General features: G+C 56.1%; 12 protein-coding genes and 1 pseudogene. 11 read left to right on the top strand and 2 right to left on the bottom strand.

Annotated elements, in window-relative coordinates:
- Positions 1 to 96: 96 nt before the first annotated feature.
- From MHM85_RS09560 to MHM85_RS09540, 5 genes and pseudogenes are all read left to right on the top strand, one after another.
- On the top strand, positions 97 to 1032 hold the full coding sequence (locus MHM85_RS09560) for an AraC family transcriptional regulator (RefSeq protein WP_139526011.1): 936 nt from the start codon (positions 97 to 99) through the stop codon (positions 1030 to 1032).
- 137 nt (positions 1033 to 1169) lie between these two features.
- Positions 1170 to 3266: a TonB-dependent siderophore receptor gene (locus MHM85_RS09555; RefSeq protein ID WP_139526012.1), complete on the top strand. Its 2097-nt coding sequence runs from the start codon at positions 1170 to 1172 to the stop codon at positions 3264 to 3266.
- 118 nt (positions 3267 to 3384) lie between these two features.
- Positions 3385 to 4254: an ABC transporter substrate-binding protein gene (locus tag MHM85_RS09550; RefSeq protein ID WP_139526013.1), complete on the top strand. Its 870-nt coding sequence runs from the start codon at positions 3385 to 3387 to the stop codon at positions 4252 to 4254.
- Between the two features lie 117 nt (positions 4255 to 4371).
- Positions 4372 to 5220, top strand: a pseudogene (locus tag MHM85_RS09545) (magnesium chelatase domain-containing protein); the annotation flags it as partial.
- 80 nt (positions 5221 to 5300) lie between these two features.
- On the top strand, positions 5301 to 7070 hold the full coding sequence (locus MHM85_RS09540) for a hypothetical protein (protein ID WP_239285793.1): 1770 nt from the start codon (positions 5301 to 5303) through the stop codon (positions 7068 to 7070).
- 110 nt (positions 7071 to 7180) lie between these two features.
- On the opposite strand, the gene MHM85_RS09535 is transcribed toward MHM85_RS09540, so the two are convergent.
- Positions 7181 to 8101 (bottom strand): bile acid:sodium symporter family protein, encoded by a 921-nt coding sequence (locus MHM85_RS09535; protein WP_239285791.1) that lies wholly within the window; start codon positions 8099 to 8101, stop codon positions 7181 to 7183.
- Positions 8102 to 8305: 204 nt separating this feature from the next.
- Between MHM85_RS09535 and MHM85_RS09530 the strand changes: the two genes are divergently transcribed.
- From MHM85_RS09530 to MHM85_RS09515, 4 genes are all read left to right on the top strand, one after another.
- The gene (locus tag MHM85_RS09530) at positions 8306 to 9220 is read left to right on the top strand and encodes a cation diffusion facilitator family transporter (protein WP_239285789.1); all 915 of its coding nucleotides are present in this window, start codon (positions 8306 to 8308) and stop codon (positions 9218 to 9220) included.
- A 112-nt stretch (positions 9221 to 9332) separates the two neighbouring features.
- The gene (locus MHM85_RS09525) at positions 9333 to 10010 is read left to right on the top strand and encodes a thioredoxin domain-containing protein (RefSeq protein ID WP_127062887.1); all 678 of its coding nucleotides are present in this window, start codon (positions 9333 to 9335) and stop codon (positions 10008 to 10010) included.
- Complete coding sequence (locus tag MHM85_RS09520; protein WP_239285788.1) at positions 10010 to 10999, top strand: M23 family metallopeptidase; 990 nt, start codon at positions 10010 to 10012, stop codon at positions 10997 to 10999. Before MHM85_RS09525 ends, MHM85_RS09520 begins: the two co-directional genes overlap by 1 nt.
- 112 nt (positions 11000 to 11111) lie before the next feature.
- The gene (locus MHM85_RS09515) at positions 11112 to 11894 is read left to right on the top strand and encodes a ZIP family metal transporter (RefSeq protein WP_239285786.1); all 783 of its coding nucleotides are present in this window, start codon (positions 11112 to 11114) and stop codon (positions 11892 to 11894) included.
- 28 nt (positions 11895 to 11922) lie between these two features.
- On the opposite strand, the gene MHM85_RS09510 is transcribed toward MHM85_RS09515, so the two are convergent.
- Complete coding sequence (locus MHM85_RS09510) at positions 11923 to 12381, bottom strand: helix-turn-helix domain-containing protein (RefSeq protein ID WP_082051477.1); 459 nt, start codon at positions 12379 to 12381, stop codon at positions 11923 to 11925.
- Positions 12382 to 12467: 86 nt separating this feature from the next.
- On the opposite strand from MHM85_RS09510, the gene MHM85_RS09505 reads away from it, so the two are divergent.
- On the top strand, positions 12468 to 14654 hold the full coding sequence (locus MHM85_RS09505; protein ID WP_027965783.1) for a heavy metal translocating P-type ATPase: 2187 nt from the start codon (positions 12468 to 12470) through the stop codon (positions 14652 to 14654).
- The gene (gene lspA / locus MHM85_RS09500; RefSeq protein WP_016916426.1) at positions 14651 to 15154 is read left to right on the top strand and encodes a signal peptidase II; all 504 of its coding nucleotides are present in this window, start codon (positions 14651 to 14653) and stop codon (positions 15152 to 15154) included. Before MHM85_RS09505 ends, lspA begins: the two co-directional genes overlap by 4 nt.

The raw sequence follows: 15154 nt of genomic DNA, 5'->3' as shown, positions 1-15154 counted from the left end.
CCAAATTAGCGAACAAGAATCACTATCATTGACTCCCGTCGCGATAGTGCTATCGTGCGTTGATTGGCTGCCTCATTCACGATAGCGACGGCTCAGATGCCCCCGCAGGAACGCCTCATCACGCCCGAAATCACCCACCGCTCGCTGGTCCAGCTTGGCCAACGATTTGGCATTCACTACCGCGTGGACGGCACCCCTTTACAACACCAGCCGGTCGCGCTGGGCCATGTGCACGATGTTGGCTTACCCCAAGGGCTGCACCTAACGCTGTCTAATCTGCAAGTAGAGCGCGGCTATACCTCCACGTCTTACCAAAGCGTCCCCTGGTTCTTTAGCATTATTTTGGAAGGCACGATTCAACTACAAATAGGCCAGCAGCACCTGCAGCTAGGTGCCGGGGAGGGAGTGTGCGCTCACTTTGATGCCCACCAACCGCTAACGGTGCACCAACCGGCTCAGCCGCGCCTGAGTACCGTGAATATTGCGGTGCGTACGACCGCACCGTTAGGGCTTCCCGCTCCCGGCAGCCAACCGGCCTTGCACCGTTGGCGGCTGCCGAGTGCCTTACACCAGCACCTTTGCACCATAAGTGAGCAACCACCCACCACCTGGCGCCAGCCCCTCGTGTGGCAAGGTCTCGCGATACAACTGATTGGCCTGGGACTACCGGAAACGACGCCCGCACTCCCCAAGCATCACGGCCTCTCCACCCGAGACAGACGCCGCCTAGCAGCGCTGCACGCGCGCATCACTCAGCATCCCGCCGAGCCCTATAGCCTCGCGGCTCTAGCCAAAGAGGCCGCCATGAGCGCCAGCAGCCTGCGGCAGAAATTTCGTGCCTACTACGGCTGCACACTGTTCGACTACATTCGCCAAGCGCGCCTGGAGCAGGCGCACGCATCGTTGCGCCAAGGCCACAGCGTTCAACACACGGCCCACCGCTGCGGTTACCGCCATGCCAGCAATTTTTCGAGCGCCTTTAAGCGCCACTTCGGTATTTCCCCTCACGAGCTTCAACGAGACAAGCCATAAGCCATCGTTCCCTTGATGCGATCACTTATGACAGCGCGCATAGCTGGCTTGGCACAACGCATACCTTTACGATGCCATAAAAAGTAATAATTCTCATTGCTCAATAAAACTGATTCCACTTCCTCTCAGGATCACTTATGGCCTCCCCCCATCGTCCGTTCTTATTGGCTCCACTCACTAGCACGCTGCTGATGGTGCTGATGTCACCCGTGGCGGCACAAACCAGCACGCCCTTGGCCACGGTTACCGTGACGGCTCAACAAGCAGCCACCAAAGTCGCCACGCCTTTTATTGAAACGCCGCAGAGCGTCTCAACCATCACCGACACGCAGATGACACAGCGCGGTGTCACCACGGTGCAACGCGCTACCGACTACACGCCCGGCGTGTACAGCAATCAAATAGGGGCTTCCAACCGTTTTGATTACCTGGTGCTGCGCGGCTTCTCCGATGGCAGCTTGAGCAACACCTTTTTAGATGGTTTGAAGGTGATGGGGGACGCCAACTCCCATAGCAGCATGCGCATCGACCCCTGGTTTCTAGACAGCATCGAGGTGGTGCGCGGCCCGGCGTCCGTGCTGTATGGCCGTGCCTCACCGGGCGGCGTGGTGGCTCTTAACAGTAAACGCCCCGAGTTCGAGCCGGGCGGCGAGCTGCGCTTCAGAGTCGGCAACAATAACCAGCGCAGTGCCGCGTTCGATCTCACGGGCCCGCTGGGGGCAGAGCAGCGCGTCGCGTTTCGGCTCACCGGCATTGCCAGCGCCGCCGATACCCAGTTTGGCCCAGCCGAGGAGGAGCGCTACGCCATTGCGCCACGGCTGACCTGGGACATGACCGACGCTACCAGCCTCACCGTAGAAGCCTACCTGCAAGACGAACCAGAGGGCGGCTACCACTCCGGCGTACCCTATGAAGGCGCGGTGATCGCTCGCAATGGCCGCCAAATAAGCAATAACTTCTTCGATGGCGAAGCCGACTACGACGCCTATCAGCGCACCCAGCGCATGCTTGGCTATACCCTCGAACATCGCTTTAACGACCGCGTGTCCGCCCGCCAACTGCTGCGCTATCTCAATTCAGACGTGACGCTGAATCAGGTGTACGGCTTTGGCTGGGCATCGCCGACCTCCAACGAACTGGCCCGCTACTACTCCGGCAGCGAGGAGTCGCTTCAGGCCCTGACGGTGGATAATCAGTTAGAAGCCCGACTGACCAACGGCTTCATGGAGCACACCCTGCTGCTCGGCGCGGATTACCAGCAGCGCGAGAACGAGGTTGCTTGGCCTTCCGGCGCGTTCCCCTCGCTGGATGCCTTCAACCCAGTCTACGGTAGCGAGCCGCTGGTGTTCTACGCGCCCGTTCGGGAGAACCACGAGCTGGAGCAAACCGGGGTCTATCTGCAGGATCAGATCGCCATTGACCAGTGGCGCGTGACGCTGGGCGGGCGTTTTGACTGGGTCAATATCGACAACACCAACCGCGACAGCGGCGCGACCAGCGCGCTCAGCGACACCCAGTTTAGCGGCCGCGCCGGGGTGGTGTACCTGTTCGATAACGGCATCGCACCCTATGCCAGCTACTCGACGGCCTTTACCCCCACCAGCTTTGTGGATGCCAACGGCGACCTGCTTTCTCCCATGGAAGGCGCGCAGTGGGAAACCGGCGTGAAATACCAGCCCAACGAACAGCAGCAGTACAGCGCAGCGCTGTTCCACATCAGCCAGGAGAACGTGGCGACCAAAGAGCAGCCCACCGACCCCTACCGCGCTGTAGGCGAGATCGAGTCGCAAGGTATCGAACTGGAGGCCCAAACGCAGCTCACCGAGGCGCTCTCGCTTCAGGCGGGCTACAGCTTTACCGACATTACTTACGCCAAGAGCGACGACGGCAACCAGGGCAATCACGCCATTTACTCACCCCGCCACCAAGTGCAGCTGTGGGGTCACTATGCCGTGCAGGAAGGCTGGCTGAGCGGTGTGGATGTTGGCATAGGCGTGCGCCACTACGCAGACATTGCCGCCGACCGCGCCAACACCGCCACGGTGCCGGATTACACATTGGTTGACGCCACGCTGGGCTACGACTGGCGCCAAGTAGGCTTGAACGGCGTCGAAACCCGCCTGAATGTGCACAATGCGTTGGACAAAGCGTACGTGGCATCGTGTAACTCACTGGAGTACTGCTACTTCGGTGCCGAACGCGGTATCACTGCCAGCGTTCACTACCGCTTCTGAGCAGCGCCCACCAAGCCCACACCCAGGCCTACGCAACCTGCGCTTGCCTGGGTGTTTCTATTTGCAATTGATAAATAGACTCGTTTAAATAAGGCGCTTATTGCTAGGTACTAATGCCATGCGCCGTTTTCCCCGACTGCTTATCCTGGCTCGCCACGGCCTTCTCGCGGCAAGCCTGCTGCTGTCTACCGCCAGCCACGCCCAGTGGGCCACCATCGACTGGACCATTGCTGAAACGCTGCTAGCCATTGATGCCCCCGTGAGCGGCATTGCGCAGCAACCGGCCTACCACGACTGGGTGGGCGAGCCGCGCATTCCCGAGGGCGTGATGGATATTGGCCTGCGCACCCAGCCCAACTTCGAGCTGCTGGCCCAATCGCCCCCCGAGCAAACGCTGCTCTCGCCCATGTTTACCGGGCTCATTCCCCGGCTGGAGAAAATCGCCCCAGTGGGCACCTTCGCCCTCTACTCACCGGGTGCGGATACGTGGCAAGAGATGCAGAGCCTCACTCGCCAACTGGGCGAGCTGACCGACCGCAACGCCGAGGCCGATGCGCTGATCGAGAACACCCAGCAGCTGATGGCCGACCTGCGTCGCCAGCGCAGCGACTCGCCCCCACTGCTGATGGTGCAGTTCATGGATGCCCGCCATGTGCGCGTGTTTGGCGAGAACAGCCTCTACAACGCCGTGCTAGAACAGCTCGAATTGCCCAACGCCTGGGATCAGCCCACCAACGCCTGGGGATTTTCACTGGCCGGTATCGAAGCGCTGGCACGCTACCCCGATGCCACGCTGGTGGTCGTCGACCCACTCCCCGCAGGCGTGGAAGAGCAGCTGGAAGGGAGCGGCCTCTGGCAGCACCTGCCGAGTATTCAAAACGGCAACCTGCTGCGCCTGCCCCCGGTGTGGAGCTTTGGCGCTCTCCCCTCCGCCCAGCGCTTTGCCCGCGAACTGACCACTGCGCTGAACGCCCATTTTGCTGGGTAGTCCCAACCGGCCCTTACTGCCTCAGTAGCGCTCAACGCTTGAAATAAAGTAGGCTTAGCCAACAAGCAGGCTCATTAAACTGAGTGAGCCGATTGAGAGACGTTGCGAGGGAGCGCCATGACACTAGCGATTGTGGCCACGCGGGCAGGCGTGGGGTTGGAAGCACCGGCGGTACATGTAGAGGTTCATTTGGCTAACGGTTTGCCGGGATTAACCCTGGTGGGCTTGCCGGAAACCGCCGTGAAAGAGAGCCGCGAACGCGTGCGCAGCGCCTTGATCAACGCGGGCTTTGACTTCCCCAATACCAAGCGCATTACCCTCAACCTCGCCCCGGCGGATCTACCCAAAGAGGGGGGCCGTTTTGATTTGCCGATTGCGCTGGGCATCCTCGCCGCCTCTGGCCAAATCCCGGTAGATGCGTTAGAAGGCATGGAGTGCGCGGGCGAACTGGCCCTGGATGGCAAGCTGCGTGCAGTGCCCGGCGTGCTGCCGTTTGCCCTGGCGACCCGCCGCGCCAATAAAGCGTTGATCGTCCCCCGCGCCTGCGCCGATGAGGCCGCCCTGGCAGGCGACTTACCGGTGCTGCCCGCCGACTCTCTCTGGCAAGTCGTCGCCCACCTGTTGGGCCAGGAAAAGCTCCCGCCCCATCAGCTCTCCGCCTCCGTCAAATCCACCGCCCCGGTGGCGGACTTAGCCGACGTGCGCGGCCAGCATCAGGCGCGCCGGGCGCTGGAAGTAGCCGCGGCAGGGGGCCACAACTTATTGCTGGCAGGCCCACCCGGCACCGGCAAAACTATGCTCGCCAGCCGCTTGCCCGGCATTCTGCCGCCGCTGTCAGAAGATGATGCGCTTCAAGTGGCAGCCGTGCGCTCGGTATGCGGCTTGCCGCTGGAAGCCGACTGGGGCCAACGGCCCTTTCGCCAACCCCACCACAGCGCGAGCGCCGCCGCGCTGGTCGGCGGTGGCTGTCATTTCCAACAATTGTTGCGACTAAACAATAATTGCTGCGACAATCTCTATGTTGAGTTTACATAGAGTGCGCCTTTGTGACCGTTTCTCTTAAACAATCCAGAACCTTTAGCTTCCATGATGGCACCCTAAAAAACGAGGCAGAGCGCTTGGTCGTTTGGTGGTACGGGCCTATATTTAAGAACAATCGCTTACGAAGCGTCCCTAAAATCCATATCTTCTTAAGAACCATCGACCATGAAAATAACTTAGGAGGCGTGATGAGACGTGAGACTGTCTTAACGCATCTTGGGCTATTGAGAATAGGGTCAGTATGGGAAAAGGGCGTGAGTAGCTCGCGTATTGCCTACGAGGAAAGAAAATTCTCCGTTTCTTTTTCTCCAGGCGGCTGGCGAATTGTCACCTTAGATGATTTACGACAATCAGGACGAAGCCTCTATACCGCTTTTCATGACTCGAACTACTTACCCCAGAAAAATCAGCACAAAACATACCTGATTGAATTTGACCTTCCAGATGGCAAACACTTGCTCATCCCTTGCACAGAATTTTTTATTCGCGTTTACGGCCGATCTTCTGAAATCAAGCGAGTGCTCGCCACTTACCCTTGGGAAGAAGTCAAAAAACGTCTTTATCGACCGCTTGATGCGCCTGCATCCCCAGGTACGTGGCCTGTCAAATTTACCTATCATGTTCATAAACACGATGCCATTTTGCTCGCGCATATGTTGTACGATCCGTATGCCAAGCGCGCTGCAAAATATATATATTCACAATTTGAAACCAGCTCCACGCCAGATGAGATGCTTTTAAAAGCCACCCCATGGTTTCAAGGCAGCGGGGAAATCTCTGTTTCTGGCGTTCCAATTGATGGTGGCAACACATTCCTAGGCTTGCAGATATTAGGCTGTACGCAGCCCGATGGTGCCACGATCCACCGCGAAAGAGAGAAGTCAACGACAGTACCAGCCACCGATGGCGATGATGCTCCCACTCAATTTCCCTATCATCAGCTTCAAGACATCCCCGATGTCATTGACCTGACGGATGATGAAGAGCCCGACCATGGCTCTTCTTGGCTAGACCTTCCTGAGGACGAATTCGTTATTTTAGGTAAGCCTCGCGCCGTCTTGGATAAACGATATACTCGAAATAATGTGCCCGATACACGAGGCGTCCCCGTTCCGGGTGACGAAACTATTTTCTCCACTGGGGAGCCGCATGGATCAGGAAAAGGGGTCGGACAGGCCTCTATTCATGCTCCTATTACACTGGAATCACAGGGCTTTCTACGTGATATGTGGAATGCGCTTCTCTATTTGCAATCGGCCTATCCCGAAACGATTCGTGGCGTTAGCTGGTTTACCTTTGAAGACGGCTTTAGCACTTCCCCCGACCCTCGGTTGATCAGCCTCGAACCTTTCGAAATAGACGAGGAGGTGGAAACGTCAGTCGCTAATTGGGTTTACATTGATACTCAGACCAAGGTACCTCGCGGGGTGCTCGTCGTTCGGGTGCATGTGTTAGATCAAACGCTCTATCTCATGGAGATCCAACGACGCCCTCCAAAACCCAGAGCTGGCGGTAGCGAGGAGGCATCCAAGCCTCCTTCCTATAAAGGTTTAGTCTTCACGCTGAGCCACCAAGGCAGCTTCGAGCAGTGGTTACGCCAAGTGCTGTCTAACGTGCGGCACGTAGAAGGTGTTGTCCAAAAACTAGTTGGTCACTGCCCAGGATTCGCCGATACGTTCAAGCACCCTAAATCCAAAAAGGAACAGATACCCTGCGAAGCCTCTGTGTTAAATGCTTTTAGCAAGGTCAGTATTGGTCGCAGTGACTTAGCATAGGTACTATTTGCCACCTTTATGAGTAGCGGTGTCTGTTTTGTCGCTAAGAGCAACCTGTACACCCCGTGTGCAGGTTGCTCTTCTGACGAAGAGCCGATACGGCCATCCCTTCAGTGGCGGGCGAGGATCTTCGCTGCGATGGGCGAAGTGATCATTTGAATCACGGCAAAAAAAGCGGCTGGAATCGCGATCTCTGATGGCAAGCCGGAAACAGCGACAAACGCTGCAGCGATGCTGAATTCCTTTTTACTGACCGTGAAAAGATAGGTAATCACCTCTTTGCGATCAGAGGTGAGTAACCGTGAGGACATACCTACCAGGTACCCAATCAAATTGAGGCACAGGGCCGCGCCCGCAATCACAAACGCATACCAGCCATAGCCAATGATCGTGGTGGCATTCGGCCCGACCACGGCGAGTAGGATCAGCAGATACAGAATCGACCCTATCCCTGCATACGCTGAATCATGCCGTGCAAAGAAAGCCGAGAACTTTGTACGCAAGCTGACCCCAATCACGGTAGGAAGAAGCACGATTAGTGTTAATTCAAGAATAATTGATCCAAGCGGCACGTCTAACTGAAGGCCGGTGAGCCATAAAAACAGGAAGGGAACAATAAACGGACATAACGCGGTGTTGACTGCGTTGAAAACAGCGGCAAGCGCCACATTGCCTTTTGCCATCAGTACCAAAAGAGGAGAGGACACATCTGTCGGCAGCGTGCCGAGCAAGGTTTGGCCAGCAGCCAGCGGGCCGCTTCCAAAAAATAGACGGCCCGTTAGCCACCCGGCAATCGACATAGGCCCATAGACCAGCCCCAATGCCAACAACTGCCGTGACGGCTTTCGGAACACGATGCGCACTGCATGCGCATCGAATGTGAGGCTGATAATCAACATCAGTAATGCCAGTAATGGCCCAATCGCGAACTTAAGCATTATTCCGGTGGCCGGAAAGAGTAAGCCTCCCCCCGCGACGACGATTACAAACCAGACAAGGTGCGCCTCGACAAAATAAATGAATCTACTCATGGTGGATTGGACGTTACCGGTAGAAGTGGATTGAGCTCCGTACCTAAAACATGATCACTTCGGCCCAGCACGCCATGACTTGCTTGGGAGCAAGGGACGTGCTTCCCAATCCAGCGATACAAATAGACAATGCTCAAGGGTTGAAGCTTTAGTTGCTAGAGGTTTTATAGTACCAAGAACAGATAATTCGAGAGGAGCTAACAGATGGGACATCATCATGATCATCCCCACATTGATCCTGCCTCTGGCGACCGGCGCGTCAGTATTTCCATTTGGGCCAATGGGCTCTTAACCATCGCTCAAATCGTCGGTGGTATTATGGCGGGAAGCCTATCGCTGATCGCTGATGCGTTACATAACTTTTCTGACATGGCTGCGTTAGTCATTGCCTTTGCCGCTCGTAAAATCGCCAGGCGGCCCGCCGATGCGCACATGACTTTTGGCTATGGCCGGATCGAGATAGTGGCAGCACTCATCAACTACACAACCCTCATTATTGTCGGCGTCTACCTGATTTACGAAGGCGCTATGCGGATGATCGATCCTCCTGAGATAGAGGGATGGACGATCGTGATTATTGGTGGCGTCGCGCTTGTCGTCGATGCCCTAACCGCCATGCTCACGTGGTCAATGCAAAAAGGGAGTGTCAATATCCGCGCCCTTTTTCTGCATAACTTATCGGATGCGTTTGCTTCCATCGCTGTGATTATCGGTGGTTCGCTTATTTTACTGTACGACATGCGCTGGGTAGACCCCGCGATCACGATAGGGATTGCGCTATATATTCTTTACCTTGCCTTCTCTGAAATTGGTGGCCCTATCCGTACGCTTATGCTGGGATCTCCCCCGGATATTGACGGGCAGGTAGTCGTTGAGACCGTACGAGATATCGAGGGAGTCCATGATATTCACCATGTGCATCTATGGCAGATGCAGGAAAACATGGCAGCCCTTGACTGCCACGTGGTTCTGACAGAAACCGGCTGGCAGCAGCTTGAATCCGTCAAAGCAGAGATCAAGGAGCAGCTTAAAATGCGCTTCAATATTGCTCATTCCAGCCTAGAGTTTGAGCATAGTGACCACGCGCATCAAAATGCCAATCTATATGGGCATGAGTGACAGACCGAGGCCGGCTCCCGGCTCAGGTTGGTAGTGGGGGCTTACTCCCATAGCGATTGGCTTGTTTTTCAACCCGACTTTTCCACCCCATCATTGAGACAGAGAGTGAAACATGTTCAAAAAAGCGTCTTTTATATTGGCCGGTACATTATTGCTGACCGCTGCGATCGTCGCCGTATCAAAACCTGCCCTCCTGGACATGCAGGCTCAGGCAGCAAAAGAGAATGGTGTCCAGGCCGAGGACTCACTGGTACGTTCACACTCCCCCATTTTGGGTCGAGAAGACGCGCCGGTGACGATTGTGGAATTCTTCGATCCGGCTTGCGAAGCCTGCCGTGCTTTCTACCCCCTGACAAAAAGTATTTTGGAAACTTACCCAGAAAAAGTGCGGCTCATCGTGCGCTACACTCCTTTCCACGGCGACGTATCTGATAAGGCCATTCGAGTATTAGAAGTCGCTCGTCGTCAGGGCGTCTTTGAACCGGTACTGGAGAGACTGCTGGCTCGCCAGGATCAATGGGCCTCGCATGGCAGTTTTGATGAATCCGCTATCCTTGATATCGCGAGCCAAGGGGGCCTTGATCTAGCGGCTGCCGAAGAGCAACTGACTTCTGCTGAAGTGCAGGCGGTGATTGACCAAGACATGGCGGATGTCAGAGCCAATCAGATTCGCCAAACACCTACCTTTTTTGTCAATGGCGAGCCTTTAGACCCCTTTGGTATGCAAGAGCTGATTGATGCCGTCGAGAGTGAAGTAGCGGAGATCTCTGGGGAAGAGGATGGCCAGTGATGCAGCGCTGGTGGTTACTAGGCTTGGTGGGCTTTTACCCCTTGCTAGCCGAAGCCAATTGGCAAACGCATCTGTCATTGCCTCCGTCTGAACTTAGCCCTGTCAAGTTACAGGCGGCTAGCGAGCAAGAAGGCACATTACCGCTTGATAGCGTTGATACCCTAACCTTTGGGCGTGATGTCATCATTGATACCACCCTCTACGAGGCTTTAGCAGCAGAAGGTGTCCCTACGCGTTTCGCCAGTAAACTGGAAACACTGCTCAGCGAGTTTATCGCAGCACCGCTGGAGTTTTCAGGCAAGGAACGTATTCAATTAGTGTGGGAGGAAGATCGACGCCAGGACGGCACCCGTGTTGGGCCACCACGCCTCAGTTATGCCGCTCTGCCTGATCAGGCAGAGCCCTTAGAGGTTATATGGCCGGTCACTCCAAAGGGGGACGTTGCTCTTTTCAAAAGCAATACCCTGCTAAGCACGTTGCGTTTGCCTGTGCTTAGTGCTCGCTTAACGTCTCGCTTTGGGAATCGGCGACATCCTGTGTATGGAGGGGTGCGCCCTCATAATGGAATTGATTTGGCTGCACCAACGGGAACGCCAGTCATTGCTACCGCACCTGGGCGCGTATCCTTTATGGGGCGCCAAGGGGGATACGGGCAGGTGATCGAGGTGGAACACGACACAGGGGCCATTAGTCGCTACACACACCTTAGCCGATTCTCTCCACAGCTAGTGGTTGGGGATTTAGTTAATGCGGGAGAGTCGCTCGGAGAGGTAGGTTCGTCCGGGGTCGCCACGGGTCCCAACCTGCATTACGAAGTGAGAGTCAATGACCAGCCTGTTGATCCCCTTGGTCAAGGTCAACGCATCATGTTGGGTGAGCAGCCGACTCAAGGTGAATATCAAGCGTCACTTTACGAGGCAAGAGATCGCTTGGAACAAGCTATCGGCACGGCGTCCATTTATGACTTGATCTCGTTTAACGAGCCGTAACCACCCGTGCTTAGCAACGTTGCATGGATTGTTAGTAACGTGAACGTGTGCTTGCCTCGTTATGGAACCCTAGCGCTGTGATCACTCATCTACCACAAGACAGGTAATCGGTATGGAAGAGGTTTCTCTCGTCACCATGGGGGTATTGGGAAGCCTTGCCGCGGGCTTGATGACGGCTGTCGGGGCGCTTCCCGTCTTGTTTACCAAAACACCGAATCGTGGTGTTCGCGATTTAGCGTTGGGGTTCGCCGCTGGCGTCATGCTAGCGGCCTCTTTCTTCTCACTGATCATACCCTCCTTAGAAGCCTCGGAGCTGCGTTACGGAGGTAGCGTGGTACCTGCTGCCATTGCCTGTGCGGCCATCTTGCTAGGGATTGGAATGGTCGCACTACTGAACGAACTCTTACCTCATGAGCACTTCGAACAGGGGCGAGAAGGGCCAGAGGCTGCCTCACTACGTCGTATCTGGTTGTTTATTATTGCCATTACGATACACAACCTGCCAGAAGGGCTGGCCGTTGGCGTGGCCTTTGGCGCAGGGGGAAGCGAAGGAGGCATGCCGCTAGCGATTGGCATTGGACTTCAGAATGCCCCAGAAGGACTGGCCGTAGCAGTATCACTGCTAAGCGTGGGCTATTCACGTTGGCGGTCATGGACGATTGCCGCCCTTACGGGGCTTGTTGAGCCGTTGGGTGGCTTATTAGGCGCTGGAGTCATCAGCATGTCACAAGCGCTACTGCCCTGGGGGTTGGCCTTTGCAGCGGGGGCGATGTTGTATGTGATCAGTCATGAGATTATTCCCGAAACTCATCGGAGCGGGCACCAAAAAAAGGCCACGCTGGGCCTCTCCATCGGATTGGTACTCATGCTGTTTTTGGATGTTTCGCTGGGCTAACCATTGGGCGTGGGGCGTAGCGTTAGTGCTAACCCAAGTCGTGAGCCCCTCCGTGCGATTTTTCAGTGATACAGAGCTGATGATCACTGATGACCTCAATGATTCGGCAGCTTTCCACTTTACCACCGGCACACTGTGTGACCATCCGTTGAAGCTCCTCACGCAGTATGGACAGTCGTTGAAGGCGGGACTCCACTTTCTTTAGGTGATGCGTGGCGATGGCATCGACTTCTTGGCAAGGCATATCAGGTTGATCTGACATGGCCAAAAGCTCTCGCACTGACTCCACCGAAAAGCCAAAGTCACGGGCATGACGAATAAAGGTCAAGCGCCGCACAGCGTCGTCTCCATAGCGGCGCTGTCCTCCGCCGGTTCGTGTCGCATCGCGCAACAGCCCAATACGCTCGTAATAGCGAACCGTTTCAGGTTTGCAATCGGCTCGTCGTGCTAACTCACCAATGCTGATACTTTGCCCCATCATCGACATGGTAAAACTCCTTACGCAGGGCTTGAAGCTGTAGTTGCTACAAGGTTTACACTTCAAAACCATAGCTCATTGGGAGAAGAGGCACCATGAAAACATCAACGCAGGCGACAGCGCCTACCGTCTTGACACTGCGTGTTGAAGGCATGGACTGCGGCGGTTGTGAGCGCAAGGTTGTGTCGGCGCTAGAGCGGCTGGACGGCATTGAGGAAGTCACGGCAAGCTCCGTCACAGGATCGGTGAAGATTCACCAGCGCGATCATGGAGGCCCCTCGCAACAGACCATTGAGGGCATCCTGAACGAACTAGGCTATCAAGTGACTTCCCCTGCTGGCCAAACACGCGCATCTGGTGCTTCATCCTCTTGGTGGCAAACCGCTAAAGGGCGCTTGGTCATTATCACGGGAAATCTGCTGATCGTAGCCTTCGCGCTTCGTTTAGCATGGCCTGCGCTGGGTAATGTGCCGTTCATTCTGGCCACGCTGGTCGGCTTAATGCCCATTGCGCAGAGTGCCTGGGGCGCCCTCAAAATGCGCAACCCCTTTACCATCGAGATGCTGATGTGCATCGCTGCGGTTGGCGCATTGGCCATCAATGCTGCTGCTGAAGCTGCGATGGTCGTGTTCTTGTTCGCCGTAGGTGAGCTACTCGAAGGGGTAGCTGCGTCACGGGCGCGCCGCAGTATCTCAGCCTTGGCAAACTTAACACCCTCAACGGCGAGGCTGATGGACAACGGCCATCTGCGTGATGTCTCGGCGGAGTCACTTAAACCCGGTCAGCGTGTGCTGGTGCGGCCCGGTGATCGCGTACCCTGCGATGGACGCATCCTGGTGGGCACCTCCGACATTGACGAGTCGCCGGTAAACGGCGAGTCCATACCTCGTTCGCGAGCGCCTGGTGATGACATTTTTGCTGGCACAGTGAATCTTGATGCCGCCCTGGAGGTGGAGGTAACACGAGGCGCTGATGACAATACGATCGCACGCGTTATTCGTCTGGTTGAAGAAGCACAGGCCGCCAAGGCACCGATAGCACGCTTTATTGATCGTTTTGCGTATTACTATATGCCCGCCGTCGTCTTACTCGCCCTACTGATGGCGATAGTGCCACCGCTGGTATCGACCATGGCATGGTCGGAGTCGATTTACCGTGCGTTAGCATTGCTGTTAATCGCATGCCCCTGCGCGTTAGTCATTTCCACCCCTGCCGCCATCGCCGCCGGTCTCTCGGCGGGAGCTCGGCGCGGACTACTGATCAAAGGGGGAGCCGTTCTTGAACAGTTAGGTAAGCTTCGCTTGGTGGCATTAGATAAAACGGGCACCCTCACTGCGGGTACCCCAAGAGTCACAGATGTGGAGTCTTGGATTGCTGAGGAAGACGATAACAGCGTATTGCGGCTCGCCGCCGCAATAGAGCGGGATTCCAGTCACCCTATCGCCACGGCTATCGTTGAGCATGCCCGACAGTCGGGCATCAACCTCCCCACCGTCACCGGCGGCCGCGCTCTGGCGGGGCGCGGTGTTTCCGGCCAGGTGGAGGGTCGCGAGCTGAGCTTAATGACGCCTCGTCACCTTCACGAGAAAGTCATCCTTGAGGAAAGTCTCAGTGCTCGGATTGTCGCGTTAGAAGAAGCCGGTAAGAGCCTCGCTCTCCTCGTCGAAGGCGAGCGTTTACTGGGCTTGATCGCGGTTCGCGATGAGCCACGCGAAGATGCCATGGAAGGCCTAGCGGCGCTATCCCGTTTAGGCGTACAGGCGGTCATGCTCAGCGGTGATAATGCCCGCACCGTCGCTGCCACGGGGGGTCGCTTAGGCATTGAAGCGTACGGCGAACTAATGCCTGAAGACAAGGCAGCGTATGTTCGAGACTGGCAAGCGGCAGGCCGTGGCCCCATCGGTAAAGTAGGCGATGGCATCAACGATGCACCGGCACTCGCGGCAGCAGATGTGGGTATCGCGATGGGGGGTGGCACGGATGTGGCGTTGGAAACCGCCGATGCAGCCTTGCTCAAGAACCGCGTTACCGGCATCGCTGAGCTGATAGACCTCTCTCGTGCCACGCTGCGCAATGTGAAAACCAACGTTGTTCTCGCCCTTGGCTTAAAAGCCATTTTCCTAGTTACAACGGCGCTGGGTATTACCGGCATGTGGATTGCGGTGATGGCCGATACCGGTGCTACCGTCCTGGTGACGTTGAACGCCATGCGACTGCTGGGTTACCGCTTTTCGCCCAGTACCGCAATGACAGGCCTGTCACAAGGAAAAACAACGTCATGAGAACAGCGCCAAACGATAGCCCTTCACGTCGCTGGCCATGGTTCACATTAGCTTGCGTGATGGCTCTAGCCGATCAACTGGTCAAGGAAATTGTGCATGCCCAGATGTCGTTTGGCCAAGTCATTCCGCTAACGCCGTTTTTTAACTGGGTTTATACCGGGAACACAGGAGCCGCTTTCAGCTTTCTCGCAGAAGCAGGGGGTTGGCAGCGCTACCTCTTTCTTGGTTTAGCGTTGGTGGTGGTCGTCGTATTGGTTGTGCAGCTATGCAAACCCCTGTCGCGCTTGGAGGCCTGTGCGTACAGCCTGATTCTTGGCGGCGCGCTCGGTAATACTGTTGATCGCTTAGCGCGAGGGTACGTCGTCGACTATCTGGACATTTACTGGGGCGAATGGCATTGGCCCGCCTTTAACATGGCCGATATCGCGCTATTTGCCGGTGTATTGATGTTCGCGGTGGCGTTATGGCGTGAAAGTCCTGCTTTTAAGCGCTCTGAGTAA

Source organism: Halomonas sp. McD50-4, assembly GCF_022348135.1.
Taxonomy (GTDB): domain Bacteria; phylum Pseudomonadota; class Gammaproteobacteria; order Pseudomonadales; family Halomonadaceae; genus Vreelandella; species Vreelandella piezotolerans.
This window is presented reverse-complemented; position numbering and strand designations above follow the sequence as displayed.

What these genes read in the sequence shown, in the direction of transcription:
- MHM85_RS09560 (WP_139526011.1), top strand. Translation starts at nt 97, where the DNA reads ATGCCCCCGCAGGAACGCCTCATCACGCCCGAAATCACCCACCGCTCG.
- MHM85_RS09555 (WP_139526012.1), top strand. Translation starts at nt 1,170, where the DNA reads ATGGCCTCCCCCCATCGTCCGTTCTTATTGGCTCCACTCACTAGCACG.
- MHM85_RS09550 (WP_139526013.1), top strand. Translation starts at nt 3,385, where the DNA reads ATGCGCCGTTTTCCCCGACTGCTTATCCTGGCTCGCCACGGCCTTCTC.
- MHM85_RS09535 (WP_239285791.1), bottom strand. Translation starts at nt 8,101, where the DNA reads ATGAGTAGATTCATTTATTTTGTCGAGGCGCACCTTGTCTGGTTTGTA.
- MHM85_RS09530 (WP_239285789.1), top strand. Translation starts at nt 8,306, where the DNA reads ATGGGACATCATCATGATCATCCCCACATTGATCCTGCCTCTGGCGAC.
- MHM85_RS09525 (WP_127062887.1), top strand. Translation starts at nt 9,333, where the DNA reads ATGTTCAAAAAAGCGTCTTTTATATTGGCCGGTACATTATTGCTGACC.
- MHM85_RS09520 (WP_239285788.1), top strand. Translation starts at nt 10,010, where the DNA reads ATGCAGCGCTGGTGGTTACTAGGCTTGGTGGGCTTTTACCCCTTGCTA.
- MHM85_RS09515 (WP_239285786.1), top strand. Translation starts at nt 11,112, where the DNA reads ATGGAAGAGGTTTCTCTCGTCACCATGGGGGTATTGGGAAGCCTTGCC.
- MHM85_RS09510 (WP_082051477.1), bottom strand. Translation starts at nt 12,381, where the DNA reads ATGTCGATGATGGGGCAAAGTATCAGCATTGGTGAGTTAGCACGACGA.
- MHM85_RS09505 (WP_027965783.1), top strand. Translation starts at nt 12,468, where the DNA reads ATGAAAACATCAACGCAGGCGACAGCGCCTACCGTCTTGACACTGCGT.
- lspA (WP_016916426.1), top strand. Translation starts at nt 14,651, where the DNA reads ATGAGAACAGCGCCAAACGATAGCCCTTCACGTCGCTGGCCATGGTTC.